Source organism: Fibrobacter succinogenes (assembly GCF_902779965.1).
In the GTDB taxonomy this organism is placed as follows: domain Bacteria; phylum Fibrobacterota; class Fibrobacteria; order Fibrobacterales; family Fibrobacteraceae; genus Fibrobacter; species Fibrobacter succinogenes_F.
The window spans coordinates 1-15,217 of sequence record NZ_CACZDK010000040.1 but is presented as its reverse complement, the minus strand read 5'-3'; the positions used below and the strand labels follow the sequence as shown (position 1 = coordinate 15,217).

The window sequence follows — 15,217 nt, the reverse complement described above, 5'->3', positions numbered from 1 at the left end:
CTAGAATGACTATGCCAACCCCTAAAACCTAATTTCTAAAACCTAACCTCTACTTATGTTTGAAATTGCTTTAACTGTTTTTTGTTGTCTTGCGGCTTCGGCGTTTTGCTCTGTGACCGAAGCCTCGTTCTATAGCGTTCCCCCTTCGACGGTGGAAGTCTTGGAACGGCAAAAGAAATTTACCGCGAGCTATCTCAAGCATGTGAAGGACAATATCGATAGATACATTGCTTCGGTGCTTGTGGTGAATACGGTTGCGAATACGGTGGGAGCTTCCCTGGCGACTGCCTTGGCTGTGAAGCGGTTGTCGCCCACGCAGGCGATGCTCCTCCCCGTGGTGCTCACGATTCTCATTTTGCTCTTTGGTGAAATTACTCCGAAAACGCTTGGTGTGAAGCAGGCTAAAATTTGCGCGCCGCTTGTGGCTGTGCCGTTCTATTACATCACAAAAGTGCTGAGCTGGACTGGAATTATTTGGCTCTGCCTGACGCTTACCAAGCACTGGACTCGCGAAGATAAAGAAAAGAAGGACGTGAGTATCGAAGACATCAATAGCCTTGTGAATCTTGGTCTGCGTGAAGATGTGATTGACCGTCAGCAGGCGCTTGTCATCAAGAATATTCTTTCGCTCAAGTCGCTCCCCGTGCGCCGCGTGATGACGCCTCGTCAGGTTGTGTTTACGCTCCCTGCCGATAGCACGATTGGCGAGACGCTCGACGAGCGTGGCAACTGGCCTTTTTCGAGAGTGCCGCTTTACGATGGAAATAAAGACCAATGGATTGGGATTGTGCTTCGCCGTGATGCGTACAACCTTCTTGCAGAAGGCAAACGCGATGTGAAGCTGCGCCAGCTCATGCGCCCAATGCAACTTGTGCCGGATAGTTTAATGACCGATAAGTTGCTGCTCCGTTTCCTCAAACAGCGTGGACACATGGTAGGCGTTGTTGACGAATTTGGAGCAATTGCGGGCATTGCAAGTCTCGAAGACGTGCTCGAAGAAATTCTCGGTCGCGAAATCGTCGATGAATTTGATGTCGCCGTGAACCTGCAAGAAACGGCCCGCCGCAAATCCAAGGCGCTCGCGTCTATGCGCAAAGAGAAAAGCAGGCAGTAGACGGTAGGAAGTAGACAGTAGGAAGTAGACGGTAGGCAGTAGGAAGTAGACAGTAGGAAGTTTAGACGAGAGACGAAAGACGAAAGGTATGGGCTTGTCATCCTGGAGCGTAGCGACGGGATCCAGTAAAGTTTTGGTATCGCAAAACGGGATGCCCTGGATTCTTCCCCTGCGGGGCAGAATGACGGGGCTTGCGCTTGCGATTATTGGTTAAAAGCTAAATTTACTATACTAATTAATGTAATTATATCAATTGATAGAATGTTTAACCCGCAAAAATACTACTTTTTTCAAAAAATACACTTTTTTACCCTTGAACCCTCTCGTAAAAGCATCTATATTTACCCTGCTTTTCTCGGGGCGCCTGTGCCTCGGAATTTCACTCACTAGAGGATTTACATGAAGACCATTACGGTAAACCCGAAGACTGTCTCTCGCAAGTGGAAGCTTGTGGACGCAGCTGACAAGCCGATGGGACGCGTTGCAAGCGAAGTTGCTCGTCTCCTCATGGGCAAGCATAAGGCCATCTATTCCCCGAACGTCGATACTGGCGACTTCGTGGTTGTTATCAACGCTGAAAAGGTTGCTGTTTCCGGCAACAAGGCTCTCCAGAAGCAGTATTTCCACCACACCGGTCACATCGCCGGTGAACGTTGGATCAACTTTGCCGACCTTTTGGCAAAGCACCCGACTGCTCCGCTCGAAGCTGCCATCTGGGGCATGCTCCCGCACAGCGCTCTTGGCCACAAGATGATCAAGAAACTCAAGATTTTTGCAGGTGCCGAACATCCGTTCGCTGCCCAGAAACCCGAAGTCGTAGAACTTTAATTTAGAACGGAGAAAACTATGGCTACAGCAAAGAATAAGAAGATCTACCGCGGCACTGGCCGTCGCAAGAACGCCATCGCCGCAGTGATCCTGAAGCCGGGTACCGGCAAGCGCACTATCAATGGTCGTGATTTCAAGGATTACTTCCATTCTGAAGTGCAGAACATGATTGCAAACCTTCCGTTCGCCATCCTCGGCAACGCTGAAGAATGGGACGTCGAAGTTACCGCTCGTGGCGGTGGCATCGCTGGCCAGATGGGCGCAGTCCGTCTCGGCATCTCCCGCGCACTCGTTGCTAACGACGCAGAAGTGAAGCCGGCTCTCAAGAAGGAAGGCCTCATGACTCGTGACGCCCGTGCCGTTGAACGTAAGAAGTTCGGCCGCAAGAAGGCTCGTAAGCACTTCCAGTTCAGCAAGCGCTAATCTGCGAAATTGCTTTTACAAGAGAAGCCTCCGCTCTGCGGGGGCTTTTCTGTATTTATGTCAAAAGATGTTCATTGAAAAAATGTATTTTATAATCGGTATTTATGAGTCAAGACAAATATTTAAGAGAGATTAAAGAAGCTGTTGCTTTCTTTTGGAAAACAAAAAGTAAACAGCTAGTATCTAGTGTTGACAAAAGCAACCGCGGTGCGGTTGTTGGTGGAAAACAATTGGATGGCTTTGTTTCTTTACTCAAAAAAGTTGCTGAAGATTCTGGTGTACCTGACTCATGCATATTTACAAAAAATAATTATGTGCCGGGATTTTTTCGCTCGTCCAAAAATTGGGACTTTCTTGTTGTGACTCCTTCAAAAAAATTGCTTGCTGCGGTTGAATTAAAGTCGCAAGTTGGTTCCTATGGAAACAATTTTAATAATCGTGCCGAAGAAGCGATTGGCTCTGCAGTAGATCTTTGGACAGCTTATAGAGAAAATCAATTTCCAAATCAACAAGCTCCGTGGCTTGGGTATTTGATGGTGGTTGGTAAAGATGCGAGGTCTATTGCTCCAGTGAAAAATAATGAAAGTATTTTTCCTGTGCTGACAGAATTTAGAGAAGCTTCTTATATTGATAGGTACAGAATTCTTTGTGAAAAACTGAAGCTGGAACGGCACTATACATCGACTGCTTTGTTATGGACTAGCGGTGAAAACGAATATGGCAATGTGACTGAGAACATTTCGTTGGAATCTTTTTTGAAATTCTTTGTTGCTTACCTAAAGAGTTTTTCAGATGAATTCTAGAGATGTATATGGATTGAGAGCGAATGGTAGCGCACATGGCGATGTCTTTACATTGCCTGAAATTGTGTGCTATATGCTTGATATTGCTGGATATACTGCTTCTCGAGATTTGTCTCATCTTACTGTTCTCGAACCATCTTGTGGTGAGGGGGCTTTTCTTGTTGAAATAGCAAAGAGAATTAAAGAGTCTGCTTTGCGTTTTCGTTTTAATTTTAAAGAGGCGTTCAAACAATGTGTTTATGCCTATGATATTGATGAAAATAAGATTGAAGAAAGTAAGAAAAAACTATTGGAATTAGGGGTCGATGTCTCCGCGTTGCATATTGAAGCGGCTGATTTTTTGACTCAAAAACTTCCAAAAGTAGATTTGGTTATCGGGAATCCACCCTATGTGAGGTACGAAAAAATTCCTGATGCACAAAGAGCCTTTTGTAAGGAATCTTTTGAAACTTTTCACTACCGTTCGGATCTTTATATTTCTTTTTTTGAAAAATCGCTGAAATGTTTAAAGAAAAATGGAAAACATTGCTTTGTTTGTGCTAATCGGTGGTTGAAAAATGAGTATGGTAAAAAGCTGCGTCGTTTTATCGCTCAAAAATTCCGGTTAGAGCGCATTGCTGACTTGGAACGAATTTGTGCTTTTCAGGAAAAAGTCCTTGCGTATCCTGCTATAACCCTTATATCGAATAATCCATGGTCAACAAGTATATCTTATGCTGAGGTAGAGTCTGTTGAATCTTTGCCTAATATATCATTTGAAATGAAACCCAGTCCTAAAAATGAGGATTGGTCCTGTATTTTTAATAATGTTGTTGTAAATGAAAACTTATATACAATAGAGGAGTTGGGATTTAAAATTGGAATTGGTGTCGCTACAGGTGCGGATCATATATTTATTTCAAAGGACTTGCCGAAATTAGTTGAGAATGAATTGCTTTTACCGGCATTAAATGCGAAAAATTTATCAGGTAATAAATTGGAATGGCATGGGGAGTATTTATTGAATCCCTATACAACTAACGGGGAGCTTATAAAGTTGGCAGATTATCCTCGTGTAAAAAAGTATCTGAATGATCATAAAGAACGGCTTTCTCAAAGACATATTGCAAAAAAGAATGATGCTAAGTGGTATAAAACGATTGATCGAATCTATCCAAGAATAAAAAATGAATCAAAAATTTTATTACCGGATATTTCTGGAAATAGGTTTATTTTCTTGGATGAAGGAAATTTTTATCCCCTTCATAACTTATACTACATAACAGGAAACTCGACTCGCGAACAAAAAATTCTTAGTACTTTTTTAATGTCTGATGTTATTCGCTTACAGATTTCGAGTGTGACGAATAATATGAATGGGGGGTTTCCTCGTTGGCAAAGCCAACATTTAAGAAAATTAAGGTTGCCGAATATAAAGAACATTGGAACAGATGTTGCGAATCTGTTGGTGCAAAGTTATGATCGAAGAGATTTTGATTCAATGAATAAACTTGTTAGAAAAGTATTTGAATCTTCTCATTGTGTTAAGAAAAATGTTTATTGTGAAAATAATGGGCAACTAGCATTAAATTTGGCTGTCTAACGTTTAGCCGCCTAAAAGTTATCGTCTCTATCAAACATGTGCGTCACGAATTCCACGACGAGCGTTTCGTAGGCGTCATCGCTAAAGATCGGCTTTTGCATCATGTCGATGGCCTCTTGCGAAAGTGCACCCGTCTTGGCGAGTTCAGCGCCGCCCTTGCGGTACTTGTCGCGGAGCATGTTCAAACGACGCGGGCCGCCACGGTGGTCGAGTGCGCGCATTTGCGGGCAGGCGATAAGCGTATAGCCTTCGTGGCCGAGAATGATGTCGAACTGCTTGCGAACCGGCTCATAAACAACGTCCAGATCCATCCAGGCACAGCTTGAAAGCAAGATGATCTTCTGGCCTTCTTTCTGGAACTGGAGCCCATGCAACGGAGTTCCCATGGCATTTGCGCCCTCTTTTAACTTTTGACCCATGTAAGGGTGGACCATGCCTACGATGCGGTCCATCAGGACTTTCATTTGTCCGGGAACGCCAAACAAGAATAGCGGAAAACTCCAAATAACAATGTCCGAATTGATTAGCTTTTCGCGAATCATCGGGACATCGTCGTCCTTCATAAAGCAAGAGCCATCCTCGCGCCCCCAGCAGCTAAGGCAGCCGCGGCAGGGCTTGATGTGCATCTTGTCGATAAAGATGTACTCGGTCTCGTAGTCGCCGTTCTGTTCCAATCCTTCGACAAAAGCCTTTGTCGGGATGAGGGTGCCACTACGTTCATTTTTTGGACTTGCGACCATTACGAGTATTTTCTTTTTCTCAGCCATGCGCGCAAATTTAGAAAAGTTTTTATAAATTTTTTGAAAGCCAAGGCGATTGGTGCGCGACAAGGCTAATATAGACCGGTGAAATAATGTCCATTATTAACGAAATTCAAAAAGCTCTTTTTGCAAAACAGGATTTGAAGTTCAAGGCTTTTCATGGCAAGCTGATTCCAACGACGGACCCGAATTCGATTATTGGGGTGCGCACTCCCGACTTGCGCGCGATTGCCAAGGAATTTGCAAGCCATCCCGATGTGGAAAAATTCTTGTCAACGCTTCCGCATAAGTATTACGACGAAAATCAAATTCATGCTTTTATTTTATCCTTAATAAAGGATTACGATGATTGCGTTTCGCATGTGGACGCGTTTTTGCCGTACGTGGATAACTGGGCGACTTGCGACCAGATGCGCCCGAAAGTTTTTGCGAAGGCCGCGAATCGCGAAAAACTTTTGAAAGATGTTCAGCGCTGGATGAAAGCTCCCGTAACGGATGTTTACACTGTCCGCTTTGGTGTCGAGACGCTGATGTCATTCTTTTTGGATGATGACTTTGATCCGAAATTTTTAAAGTGGGTTTCGAAAATTCGCAGCGAGGAATATTACTTGAACATGATGGTGGCGTGGTTCTTTGCAACAGCACTTGCCAAGCAGTACGAAGCGACACTTCCGTATGTTGAAAAACGTGTACTCGATGATTGGACTCATAACAAGACTATCCAAAAGGCAATCGAAAGTTATCGCATAACCGACGAGCAAAAGGCTTATCTTAAAACTTTGAAAGTTTAGTATCTTTTTAAACATGATTGAATATTCTATACAGACCGTAACGACCGACCGTTTTGAAATGGATTACATCAAGTTTGGTACGGGCGCGCGCCCGCTTGTCTTGCTTCCGGGAATGAGCCTCAAAAGCACGATGGGCATTGCCTCGATGGTGGTGGATTCATATAAAATATTTGCAGATGATTTTACGGTTTACTTGTTCGATCGCAAGAAGAATTTTGGCGAATCGTACCTGATGGAAGAAATGGCCTTGGATACTGCCGAAGCGATGTCCGCGATCGGCGTTGAACGCGCTTGCATGATTGGTATTTCGCAAGGGGGCATGATCGCGCAACTCATTGCAGAACGGTTCCCGCAAAAGGTGGAACGCTTGGCTCTCGGTTGCAGTGCTGCTCGCTTGAACGACATGTCCCGCGCGGTGATGACGGAATGGAAACGCCTTGCCGATGCCGGCGATGTTGAAGCACTTTGCTCGAATTTTATAGACAAAGTTTTTTCTGCAGAAACAGTTCGCAAGTACAAAAGAAGCTTGATGCGCATGAATACGAATGCAACGGAACAGGACATGAAACGCTTCTGCGTGCTGGCCCGTGCATGCCTCGCGTTTGAAGCGTACGAAGGCCTTTCGAAACTCAAGTGCCCGACATTCATTTTGGGCGCTGAACTCGACCAGGTCTTGGGCGTAATCGCATCCCGTGAAATTGCAGAAGTGCTAAAGCAAAATGGCACGCCGGTGGAACTCTACGTTTACGAGAACTATGGCCATGCTGCCTACGACGAAGCCCCGGATTACCGTTCGAGGATTTTGGAGTTCTTGAAAAAGTAGTGGGGGCGTTGCGGGGAACTCCCCGCTCGTGGGGGTGATGTAAGACCAATGGAAATCCCCGCTTTCGCGGGGATGACATGGGGCTGCAATCAGGGGGATTCTTCCCCCTCCTATAAAAAGCACCTATTTTTTCGCATTTCCTTCCTACTTCCTACTTCCTACTTCCTACTCTTTTTTCTATCTTTGCACTCGTCCAAGCAATATCGCCTGGGCATAAACAATCACCGGCTTGCAAGAGTCGCTTCGGTGGCGCGGTCAAAATTATGTTAAACTTCGCTTTGCGGCTTAATTGCAGTCCGGGTAGTAACAACCGAAAAGGAAAATATACTATGGCTAATTTGCCTTCCGTCGAAGATCTGCTTGCTGCAGGCTCTCACTTTGGTCACCAGACTCAGCGCTGGAATCCGAAAATGAAACCGTACATCTTGGCTGAAAAGAACGGCATCTACGTTCTCAACCTCTCCAAGACTCGTGACCTCCTCGAAGAAGCTGCTAAGGCTGCTGCCAAGATTTCTGAATCTGGCAAGACCGTGCTCTTCGTTGGCACGAAGCCGACTGCACGTCAGTGCGTGCTCGACGCTGCTGCTACCTGCAACCAGTTCTCCGTCACCAACCGTTGGTTGGGCGGTATGCTCACGAACTTCCAGACTGTCCGCAAGTCCATCAAGAAGATTGACAAGATCGACGCTATGGAACAGGACGGCACCTTCCAGGCTCTCTCCAAGAAGGAAGTCCTCGACAAGAATCGTGAACGCGCCAAGCTCCTCGACGTGTTCGGTGGTATCCGTGAAATGGTGAACCTCCCGGGCCTTCTCGTCGTGACCGACCTCGCTCACGAAAAGATCGCTGTTGCAGAAGCTCGCCGTCTCCACATTCCTATCATCGGCATCTGCGACACGAACGTCGATCCGACCCTCGTGGACTACCCGATTCCGGCAAACGACGACGCCGTGAAGTCCCTCAAGCTCATTGTGGACTACATCGCTGCTAACGTCAAGCCGCGCGTCGCTGCTGAAAAGAAGGAATCCAAGGAAGAAGTGAAGAAGTTCGACAACGGCGAGGACAAGTAATATGCAGATTACCGCTTCCCTCGTTAACGAACTCCGCCAGAAGACTGGCGTCGGCATGATGCAGTGCAAGAAGGCACTCACCGAAACTGACGGCGATATGGAAAAGGCTTTGGAACTCCTCCGCAAGCAGGGTGCTGCTGTTGCTGCAAAGCGCGCAGACAAGGCTGCTAAGGAAGGCCGCGTTTACCTTATCGAAACCGCAGAAAAGGCTGCTGCTTTCGAACTCACTTGCGAAACTGAACCGGTTTCCAACAACGACGACTTCGTTGCCCTCGCTGCCCTTGCTACCAAGGCTGTCGAAACTCAGGCAATCGCTTCCGTCGAAGATCTCAAGAACGCTGTCGTCGATGGCGTCAAGATCAATGACCGTCTCCAGGACGTCCTCGTGAAGATTCAGGAAAATATTGACTTCCGCAAGTTTGCAGAAATCAAGAAGGTCCCGAACTCCGTGTTTGGCGTTTACAGCCACATGAAGGGCAAGATCGGTGTTATCACTGAACTCGCTTTCGAAGGCTCTGCTGACGAAGCTGCTCTCAAGCAGGCTGCTAAGGACATCGCTATGCAGGCCGCTGCATTCGCTCCGGTTGCATTGAACGATGCTGCAGTTCCGGCTGAAACGATCGAAAAGGAAAAGGAAATTGCCAAGGCTCAGATCGAAGCTTCTGGCAAGCAGACCAAGCCTGAATTCATGCAGCGCCAGATTGATGGCCGCGTGGCTAAGGTCCTTAAGGAAATCGTTCTCGAAGACCAGGAATTCTTCATGTCTGAAAAGAACCCGAAGAAGCTCTCTGTCAAGGACTACCTCCAGGAAGTCGTTGCAAAGCAGCTCGGCCTTACCAGCTTGAAGGTCGTGAACTTCATCCGCTTCGAACGCGGTAACTAATTTTAGTAGGAAGTAGACAGTAGGCGGTAGGAAGGAAACCTCTCGCGACTGTCATTCCCGCCACCGTGCGGGAATCTCCTTACTGAACAAGTTAAAATTGGTCGTCCCTTGCGGGGCGGCCATTTTTTTTGTTATCCAAAATGTTTGAATAAATTAATCGTTGGCTAAATGCCACAGGAATATTCGCCAGCCGTTGATGGTGTTGTCCCTATGCTTAGCGCTTGCTCCATTATAAATGTAACCGAAGTCGTTGCCGGCGAACTGTCTTAGGAAAATTGCAAGTACGTCGACGACTTGCTTTGGGGTATGCTGTATAACCCTTTTGCTTTTTGGGGGATATTCCAGCATAATGAGAGGGGCCGCAAGTTCTCTCCGGTCATCCATCATGCAAATCATGGCGGGGATGGTTGGCGAGCCCAATTTTTCTAGGTCGCTGTAGGCCTTTTTGGCTGTAGCTTTTACAAGCATGTTTTCGATGAGTTTTTTAAGCTCTGAACTGTATTTTGCGATGGAGCAAACGGGGGCATATTTCTTGTTGTCGATGATGTCTTTTTGCTTGGCGATTTCATTGATTATCTTAGCTTTGTTTTCTTCAGTTTCTAATAAAATAGATTTTGCATTGCTGCCTGTAAATGCGTATTTGGCCGTATCTGCTGAGCTTTCGTTTATGGGTGCGATGATTTTTTGATTGTTGTATGTGAATAAGCTTGAATCGTAGCAGTGAACTCCTGTTTCTTGTTTGCCGCAGATTGTTTTTCTGATGATGATTTCTTTATCTGAAATGTCGCCTTTGTATACGGAATCGATGGTAAAGTTAATCTCGATACGCGCTGTTGTTGTCCTTTTGATTTCGTTGATTTTATTTGTATCGACATGGAGTACGCCCGAAACGATATGCTGAGCTCTTGCGACGGATCTCCATAAAAATTCATATTGCGGATTCTTTTGGGAATTTCCTTTCGATGATTTGTCCATTAGCTCTGCGAAGGGAATCGCTTTTTCCCATTCTTCAAGAGTCCCGTTGATATTTTTTGATGTGTAGCTGCTGGCAATGCCGATGTTGTAGCCTTCTACGATGGTAATGCAAAGAGTCTCGCCTTCGTTGAACGTAAATTTGGAATCGAAAATAATCTTTGCAATTTTTACAGCTAAGGCTTCGTTGCTTTCGTTTTTATTTTTTTTGATGGTCGTGACGTTAATGTATTTGGTTGTAGATGATTCACCCGATAATGCAGCCGTTGTCTCCGAATGCCTGTACATCGAAGTATTGTAAACCGGGAGCTCGCTGTTGATGACATCAATAATTTTTACCATGTCAGCGACATAAGTGTTCTTTGCAAATAAATTTAATACTGTGAAAATGATCAAGAGGATAACGGGAATAGCCGCTCCTCCGTAGAGAAATGATTTTTTATTGGTGTAAGTAATTTTGCCTTTGTCTTTTGCGGAAACGACAAAGGAGCCAATCAATAAATCGTGGAAAGATTGCAATGTTTTTTTATTGACTATGACAAAGTAAATCTCAAGAATTGAAATTGAAAAAAGCAAAGTGCCTACAACAATGACCAAGGGAATGCACGATGAATTCGATATGGAAGAACCGTTAAAAGCCGTGAAAATAGCAAAGCACGAGGCTCTCAGGAAACTTTTTGAAATGGATAGGGGCTTGGAATTTCTGTTGACCACGCGGATTTTTAAAAGTTTTTTCCCGAGCGTTTTTCCGTTTGTGATCTTGCTGTTGCAAATCCCGAAATACAGAAGAACGATAATGGCCCCGATAAGCAGTGCAGAATTGCCGAGTTGCGCGTAGAAGTCGCCGAATACCAATCCAGAAAGGCGCCCAATCAAACCGATCATTAATGAGTCTATCAAGAAAGCGAAAAACCTTCTTTTTCGTGTGGCGAGATTAACCGTTGTTGAAATATTTGTTGTTGCGACGGATTCGTCCATTTAATTGCTCCCTTTAATCGATGATAGTCTTTTTTAAATATATAATGATTTTGGTAAAGAGTACGACTCTGATTGCTCTCTACAGCTCAAACTTTACACCCGCAACAAGGCCGCCGACTTGTCCAACGCCAAGCTCCACGAAAAAGGAAGTGTCGCTTCCAAATTCAAATCCAACAAGAGAAGCTTGCCATAAAACTACAGCTTCAAACTTTTCGCTATTGAAATGAATTGCGGGACCAACAGCCAATAGAGAATAAAAACGAAAATCGGATTTATAAATCCAATTAAGTTTAGCTTTGGGCATAAACGTTACAGAGTGATAGTTAAAACCGGAACCGGTGTACGAATATGTCAGTATGCCGCCGGTTTCAAATTTTTCCCATAGCTCGTATCCATATGCAACATTGAACGAACTCAATGATAAAAGATTAACATCTTCCTGTTGATCGTCAGCGCCAAAGGAACTGGCTATTGCATTTCCTGCAACGATGCTTCCTCCGGTCAGGTTGAAAAAGCCGTAGCTAAAACTCACATTGTGGACGCCATTTTCCCCGGCAAACAAAACAGAAACAGTAAATAGCAAGCAGAGTAAAAATGATTTGCACATATGATAGATAATATAGAAATATGGTATGATGTTGTCTGTTTCCCGTTTTTTATAAATTTTATATTTTGGAAAAAAATTAAATAGATTAAAATAGTTAAATGAAAATAGAACTTGCGACCATACAAGATGTTCCTGAAATTCTCGAATTGCAGTACAAGGCGTTTCGCCCTGTTGCCGAAAGACTGAATTGGCCCGATGCTCCGAACTTGATCGAAACTGTAGAGCACGCGCTCGGAGAATTTCCGAAGTACACGACGCTCAAGATGCTCTCCGATGACGGAAAAATTATCGGCTCCGTCCGCGGTCGCGTTGAAAACGGCTCGCTTTACATTGGCCGCCTGATGGTCCTGCCGGAATTCCAGAAGAATGGCTACGGACGCATTCTGTTGCGAAAAATTCAATCTATGCTGCCGCATGACCGTGCATGGCTCGATACAAGTAGTGACGTGCCTGAAACAGTCTCGTTCTACGAACGCGAAGGCTTCCGCATATTCGAACGCAAACATTTCGAAAACGGCGTCTCGTGGATATTTATGGAGAAGAAGTAAGAACGAAATTATGGGATTCTTCTTGTGAAGCTTGCTTTTTTGAGGGGAAAAAGGTGTTTTGAATTGATTCTGTATGCATGTTTATACAAAAATGGTTTGACTTTAGTTTAGAATTATATATATTTTACCCTGACTTTGTGCTAATATTGCGAAATTTTCTTAAAAGAGGCAAAAATGGGGTTTTATCGTTCAATTCTCAAAGATTTGGAAGAATGGAAGGCGGCTTTGGCCCGTAAACCGCTCATTTTGCGTGGGGCAAGGCAAGTCGGCAAAACAACGGTTGTTAGGGAATTTGGCAAGCGCTTCGACACCTTTATCGAACTCAATCTCGAAAAGAAGGCTGATCGCGATCTTTTCGAGAACGGTCTGTCCGTGAAGGATTTGTTCCGTTATATCTGCCTTGAAAAGAAGATTGTGACGAACGGGAAAATCCTGCTGTTTATCGATGAAATCCAGAATTCGCCGAAGGCGGTCGCGCAGCTCCGTTATTTTTACGAGGAAATGCCGGAAGTGTATGTGGTCGGTGCAGGCTCGCTTTTGGAAGTGATGATGGAACGCCACAAGATCAGTTTCCCGGTGGGGCGCGTTGAATACCGCTACATGTTCCCAATGACGTTTGTGGAGTTTATGGCGGCGTTGGGAGAAGATGCCGTCTTGGAAATGTACCGCGAAAAGGAAATTCCCGAAATTGCGGAAAACAAACTTGCATCCCTGTTTCGCCTGTATTCGTTTGTGGGTGGTATGCCCGAAGTCGTTGCTCGTTATGTCGAGACGGAAGACATGTCACAACTGAATTCCGTGTATGAATCCTTGATAACGTCTTACAAGGATGATGTTTCGAAGTATGCGAAGAACGCCGCGGAGGCAAATGTTATTCGGCATGTGATTGAAACTGCGCCTTTTGAAACAGGGACGCGAATCAAGTTCGAGCGTTTTGGTAACAGCAATTACAAGTCCAAGGAAATTGGCGAGGCTCTGAAAATTCTGGAACGAGCAATGTTCCTTTATTTGCGCTATCCGGTGAACGGGCATGAGTTGCCGCTCGTACCAAATTTCAAGCAGCATCCGCGTTTGCAGTTTCTGGATACGGGACTTTTGAATTATGCGCTCGGGCTTTCAAGCGTGTATTATAAAGATGTCCAGTTGAGCGATGCGTACAACGGAATGATTGCTGAACATGTCGTGGGCCAGGAACTACTTGCTTCGCAGAGCAGTGTGTTGCATAAACCGACTCTTTGGGTACGCGAAAAGAAGCAGGCGAATGCCGAAGTTGATTTCTTGATTGTGAAAGATGGAAATGTCGTCCCTGTCGAAGTCAAGAGCGGTGCGACAGGTTCGCTGCGGTCGCTACATTCGTATATTGATGAGGGTGGCTTTGAGGTTGCGCTTCGTTTGTATAGTGGAAAAAAATCTGTTGAAAACGCCGTGACTCCTCAGGGTAGAAAACCTTACAAACTAGTGAATTTGCCGCTCTATTATGCGGGAAAATTGAGTGAATTTCAATACTAGTTTTTTTGCTATGCAAGGGATTGAAGTTGGAAAAACGGAGTCTCGTGGGCGTTTATGGAAAAAAAATGATTGAATAATATGTATTTGATATTTTGAGCATTCATACAAACAGCCTATGCTATTTGTATGAATGAAATTGTATTAAAAACGGATGTCGATCAAAAATTACGGTTTGTTGGCTGATGCTTGTAGACGTTCTCTTTGTTCAGCTACTATGATATTGGTTAAACATTCTTCCCAATGAATGTTTTTGATGAAGTCGTCAAAAGAAAAGTGGTTTACCAAGCGACTTAAAAAGTAATCGCCCCATTCATTGTATTTCTTTTTCTTGTTACTGAACATTGTAAAAAATTTGACTTTGTAGAATGCAGTTATGTTGACTTTTTTGGTGTCCACATCTGTAATGTTTTTGTAGCCGAGATAATATTTTTCAAAAGAACGGGGGGTGGATGTTGAAAAACCTTGGTTTTCGATTTTTATTTTTAATTCTATAGCGTTATTGCTAATTTCTAAAACCCCATATTCTGGTCTTTTGATTTTTGAATTTTTGGGTAGTGTGAGATGAAATTTGTTGTACTGAATACCGTTTGGCCCCATAATGGCAATAATTTCTCCTGTAGAATGAGGTGCTTTTGATTTTTGTTCATTAAACATTGGCCTGTCGGAGAATGGGGTGGACAATAAATTGAGTATTCGATTTTTTAATAAGTATTCAGAAACATCTTCTCTTGTGTATGTCTTAATGTATTTGTTCTTTTCTTCAAAGTGGCTTTCAAAATAAGATAATGATGCTATTGAAAGTTCATTTAGTATAGTGTACTCGATAGCTTCGTCTAAAAGTTGTACAGCATTGTTGGAATTGTTGAATAATCCATATTCTTTTTCGTTAGAAAAAAGTTCGTTATACCAATAATCATGAAAGGCTTTGTTTTCTACTAGTGCTGATTTGAGGTTTGTTGCTAAATTCTCACTAAATCTGTATCTGGGAACAGATACGATGTCCTTTGTATTTTCGTCAATTAGAATGACTGAATCAATAGAAATAATTCTTTTTGATTTTTTGAAAAATAAGTAAGTAATGTATAGAACGATAGATAGGATTGTTGAAATGGAAAGGTGTAGGATTATATTGGGATTGTTGTGGAATATATTATATATGTAATTGGCGAACAGGTTTATTCCAAATGCAAGAATTACTGCGCTAAACAATAATTTTATTAGGTTCTTTTTCTCGTTAAAAAGTGAGGATAGGAGGCCGTCATTTTGTTCCATATGCTTGATTTTTCCTTTTTTTTATTTTTATAGGTGCTATATAAAATAATTTCTTCCCCGATCTTTTGGAAAAAAGAGTTCTTTTTTCATCTCATTTTTTAGGGGGCCTGGGGCTATACTGGGCGTTTTGATAAGGACTTTTTTCTACATTTCCCCCCGTACAAAGATAAGGACTCGCTTATGAATATTCTCGTCGTTGGTAGCGGTGGTCGCGAACATGCCATCGCTCTTGCAGTCAAGAAGTCGCCGCTGT

At 43.9% G+C, this 15,217-nt stretch carries 16 protein-coding genes; 12 read left to right on the top strand and 4 right to left on the bottom strand.

From position 1 onward, the window contains the following. Positions 1–55 precede the first annotated feature (55 nt). The 5 genes from HUF13_RS14980 (at position 56) to HUF13_RS14960 (ending at position 4,750) form a co-directional block, all read left to right on the top strand. A complete protein-coding gene (locus tag HUF13_RS14980) occupies positions 56–1,114 on the top strand; it encodes a hemolysin family protein (RefSeq protein ID WP_173475871.1) in 1,059 nt (352 codons plus the stop codon). A 399-nt stretch (positions 1,115–1,513) separates the two neighbouring features. Further along, a complete protein-coding gene (gene rplM / locus HUF13_RS14975; protein WP_072829281.1) occupies positions 1,514–1,942 on the top strand; it encodes a 50S ribosomal protein L13 in 429 nt (142 codons plus the stop codon). Between the two features lie 18 nt (positions 1,943–1,960). Continuing rightward, positions 1,961–2,365, top strand: a complete 405-nt coding sequence (rpsI, locus tag HUF13_RS14970; RefSeq protein WP_088636612.1) for a 30S ribosomal protein S9 — start codon at positions 1,961–1,963, stop codon at positions 2,363–2,365. A gap of 104 nt (positions 2,366–2,469) precedes the next feature. Further along, positions 2,470–3,168 carry a PaeR7I family type II restriction endonuclease gene (locus HUF13_RS14965; protein WP_173475870.1) on the top strand — a complete coding sequence of 233 codons (699 nt, stop codon included), beginning with the start codon at positions 2,470–2,472 and terminating at the stop codon, positions 3,166–3,168. Next, positions 3,158–4,750: a class I SAM-dependent methyltransferase gene (locus HUF13_RS14960; protein WP_173475869.1), complete on the top strand. Its 1,593-nt coding sequence runs from the start codon at positions 3,158–3,160 to the stop codon at positions 4,748–4,750. The genes HUF13_RS14965 and HUF13_RS14960 overlap by 11 nt, the downstream gene beginning before the upstream one ends. 11 nt (positions 4,751–4,761) lie before the next feature. Here the strand turns inward: HUF13_RS14960 and HUF13_RS14955 are convergent, their stop codons facing one another. After that, positions 4,762–5,517 carry a flavodoxin family protein gene (locus tag HUF13_RS14955; protein WP_173475868.1) on the bottom strand — a complete coding sequence of 252 codons (756 nt, stop codon included), beginning with the start codon at positions 5,515–5,517 and terminating at the stop codon, positions 4,762–4,764. Positions 5,518–5,603: 86 nt separating this feature from the next. Here HUF13_RS14955 and HUF13_RS14950 point away from each other — a divergent pair, with 86 nt between their 5' ends. The 4 genes from HUF13_RS14950 (at position 5,604) to tsf (ending at position 9,078) form a co-directional block, all read left to right on the top strand. Beyond that, a complete protein-coding gene (locus HUF13_RS14950) occupies positions 5,604–6,302 on the top strand; it encodes a DNA alkylation repair protein (protein WP_173475867.1) in 699 nt (232 codons plus the stop codon). Positions 6,303–6,315: 13 nt separating this feature from the next. Further along, positions 6,316–7,125 (top strand): alpha/beta fold hydrolase, encoded by an 810-nt coding sequence (locus HUF13_RS14945; protein WP_173475866.1) that lies wholly within the window; start codon positions 6,316–6,318, stop codon positions 7,123–7,125. A gap of 329 nt (positions 7,126–7,454) precedes the next feature. After that, complete coding sequence (gene rpsB, locus HUF13_RS14940) at positions 7,455–8,195, top strand: 30S ribosomal protein S2 (protein ID WP_072829269.1); 741 nt, start codon at positions 7,455–7,457, stop codon at positions 8,193–8,195. Between the two features lies 1 nt (position 8,196). Next, on the top strand, positions 8,197–9,078 hold the full coding sequence (tsf, locus tag HUF13_RS14935; protein WP_088641340.1) for a translation elongation factor Ts: 882 nt from the start codon (positions 8,197–8,199) through the stop codon (positions 9,076–9,078). Between the two features lie 153 nt (positions 9,079–9,231). On the opposite strand, the gene HUF13_RS14930 is transcribed toward tsf, so the two are convergent. Together HUF13_RS14930 and HUF13_RS14925 are read right to left on the bottom strand one after the other, a co-directional pair. After that, on the bottom strand, positions 9,232–11,028 hold the full coding sequence (locus HUF13_RS14930; protein ID WP_173475865.1) for an RDD family protein: 1,797 nt from the start codon (positions 11,026–11,028) through the stop codon (positions 9,232–9,234). 79 nt (positions 11,029–11,107) lie between these two features. Then, positions 11,108–11,635: a hypothetical protein gene (locus tag HUF13_RS14925; protein ID WP_173475864.1), complete on the bottom strand. Its 528-nt coding sequence runs from the start codon at positions 11,633–11,635 to the stop codon at positions 11,108–11,110. Between the two features lie 98 nt (positions 11,636–11,733). On the opposite strand from HUF13_RS14925, the gene HUF13_RS14920 reads away from it, so the two are divergent. Both HUF13_RS14920 and HUF13_RS14915 read left to right on the top strand, forming a co-directional pair. Further along, on the top strand, positions 11,734–12,183 hold the full coding sequence (locus HUF13_RS14920; RefSeq protein ID WP_173475863.1) for a GNAT family N-acetyltransferase: 450 nt from the start codon (positions 11,734–11,736) through the stop codon (positions 12,181–12,183). Between the two features lie 174 nt (positions 12,184–12,357). Then, complete coding sequence (locus tag HUF13_RS14915) at positions 12,358–13,692, top strand: ATP-binding protein (RefSeq protein ID WP_173475862.1); 1,335 nt, start codon at positions 12,358–12,360, stop codon at positions 13,690–13,692. A gap of 165 nt (positions 13,693–13,857) precedes the next feature. On the opposite strand, the gene HUF13_RS14910 is transcribed toward HUF13_RS14915, so the two are convergent. Next, positions 13,858–14,964 carry a hypothetical protein gene (locus HUF13_RS14910; RefSeq protein ID WP_173475861.1) on the bottom strand — a complete coding sequence of 369 codons (1,107 nt, stop codon included), beginning with the start codon at positions 14,962–14,964 and terminating at the stop codon, positions 13,858–13,860. A 180-nt stretch (positions 14,965–15,144) separates the two neighbouring features. On the opposite strand from HUF13_RS14910, the gene HUF13_RS17665 reads away from it, so the two are divergent. Next, a partial coding sequence (locus HUF13_RS17665; protein WP_173475883.1) for a hypothetical protein occupies positions 15,145–15,217 on the top strand: 73 nt, incomplete at its 3' end.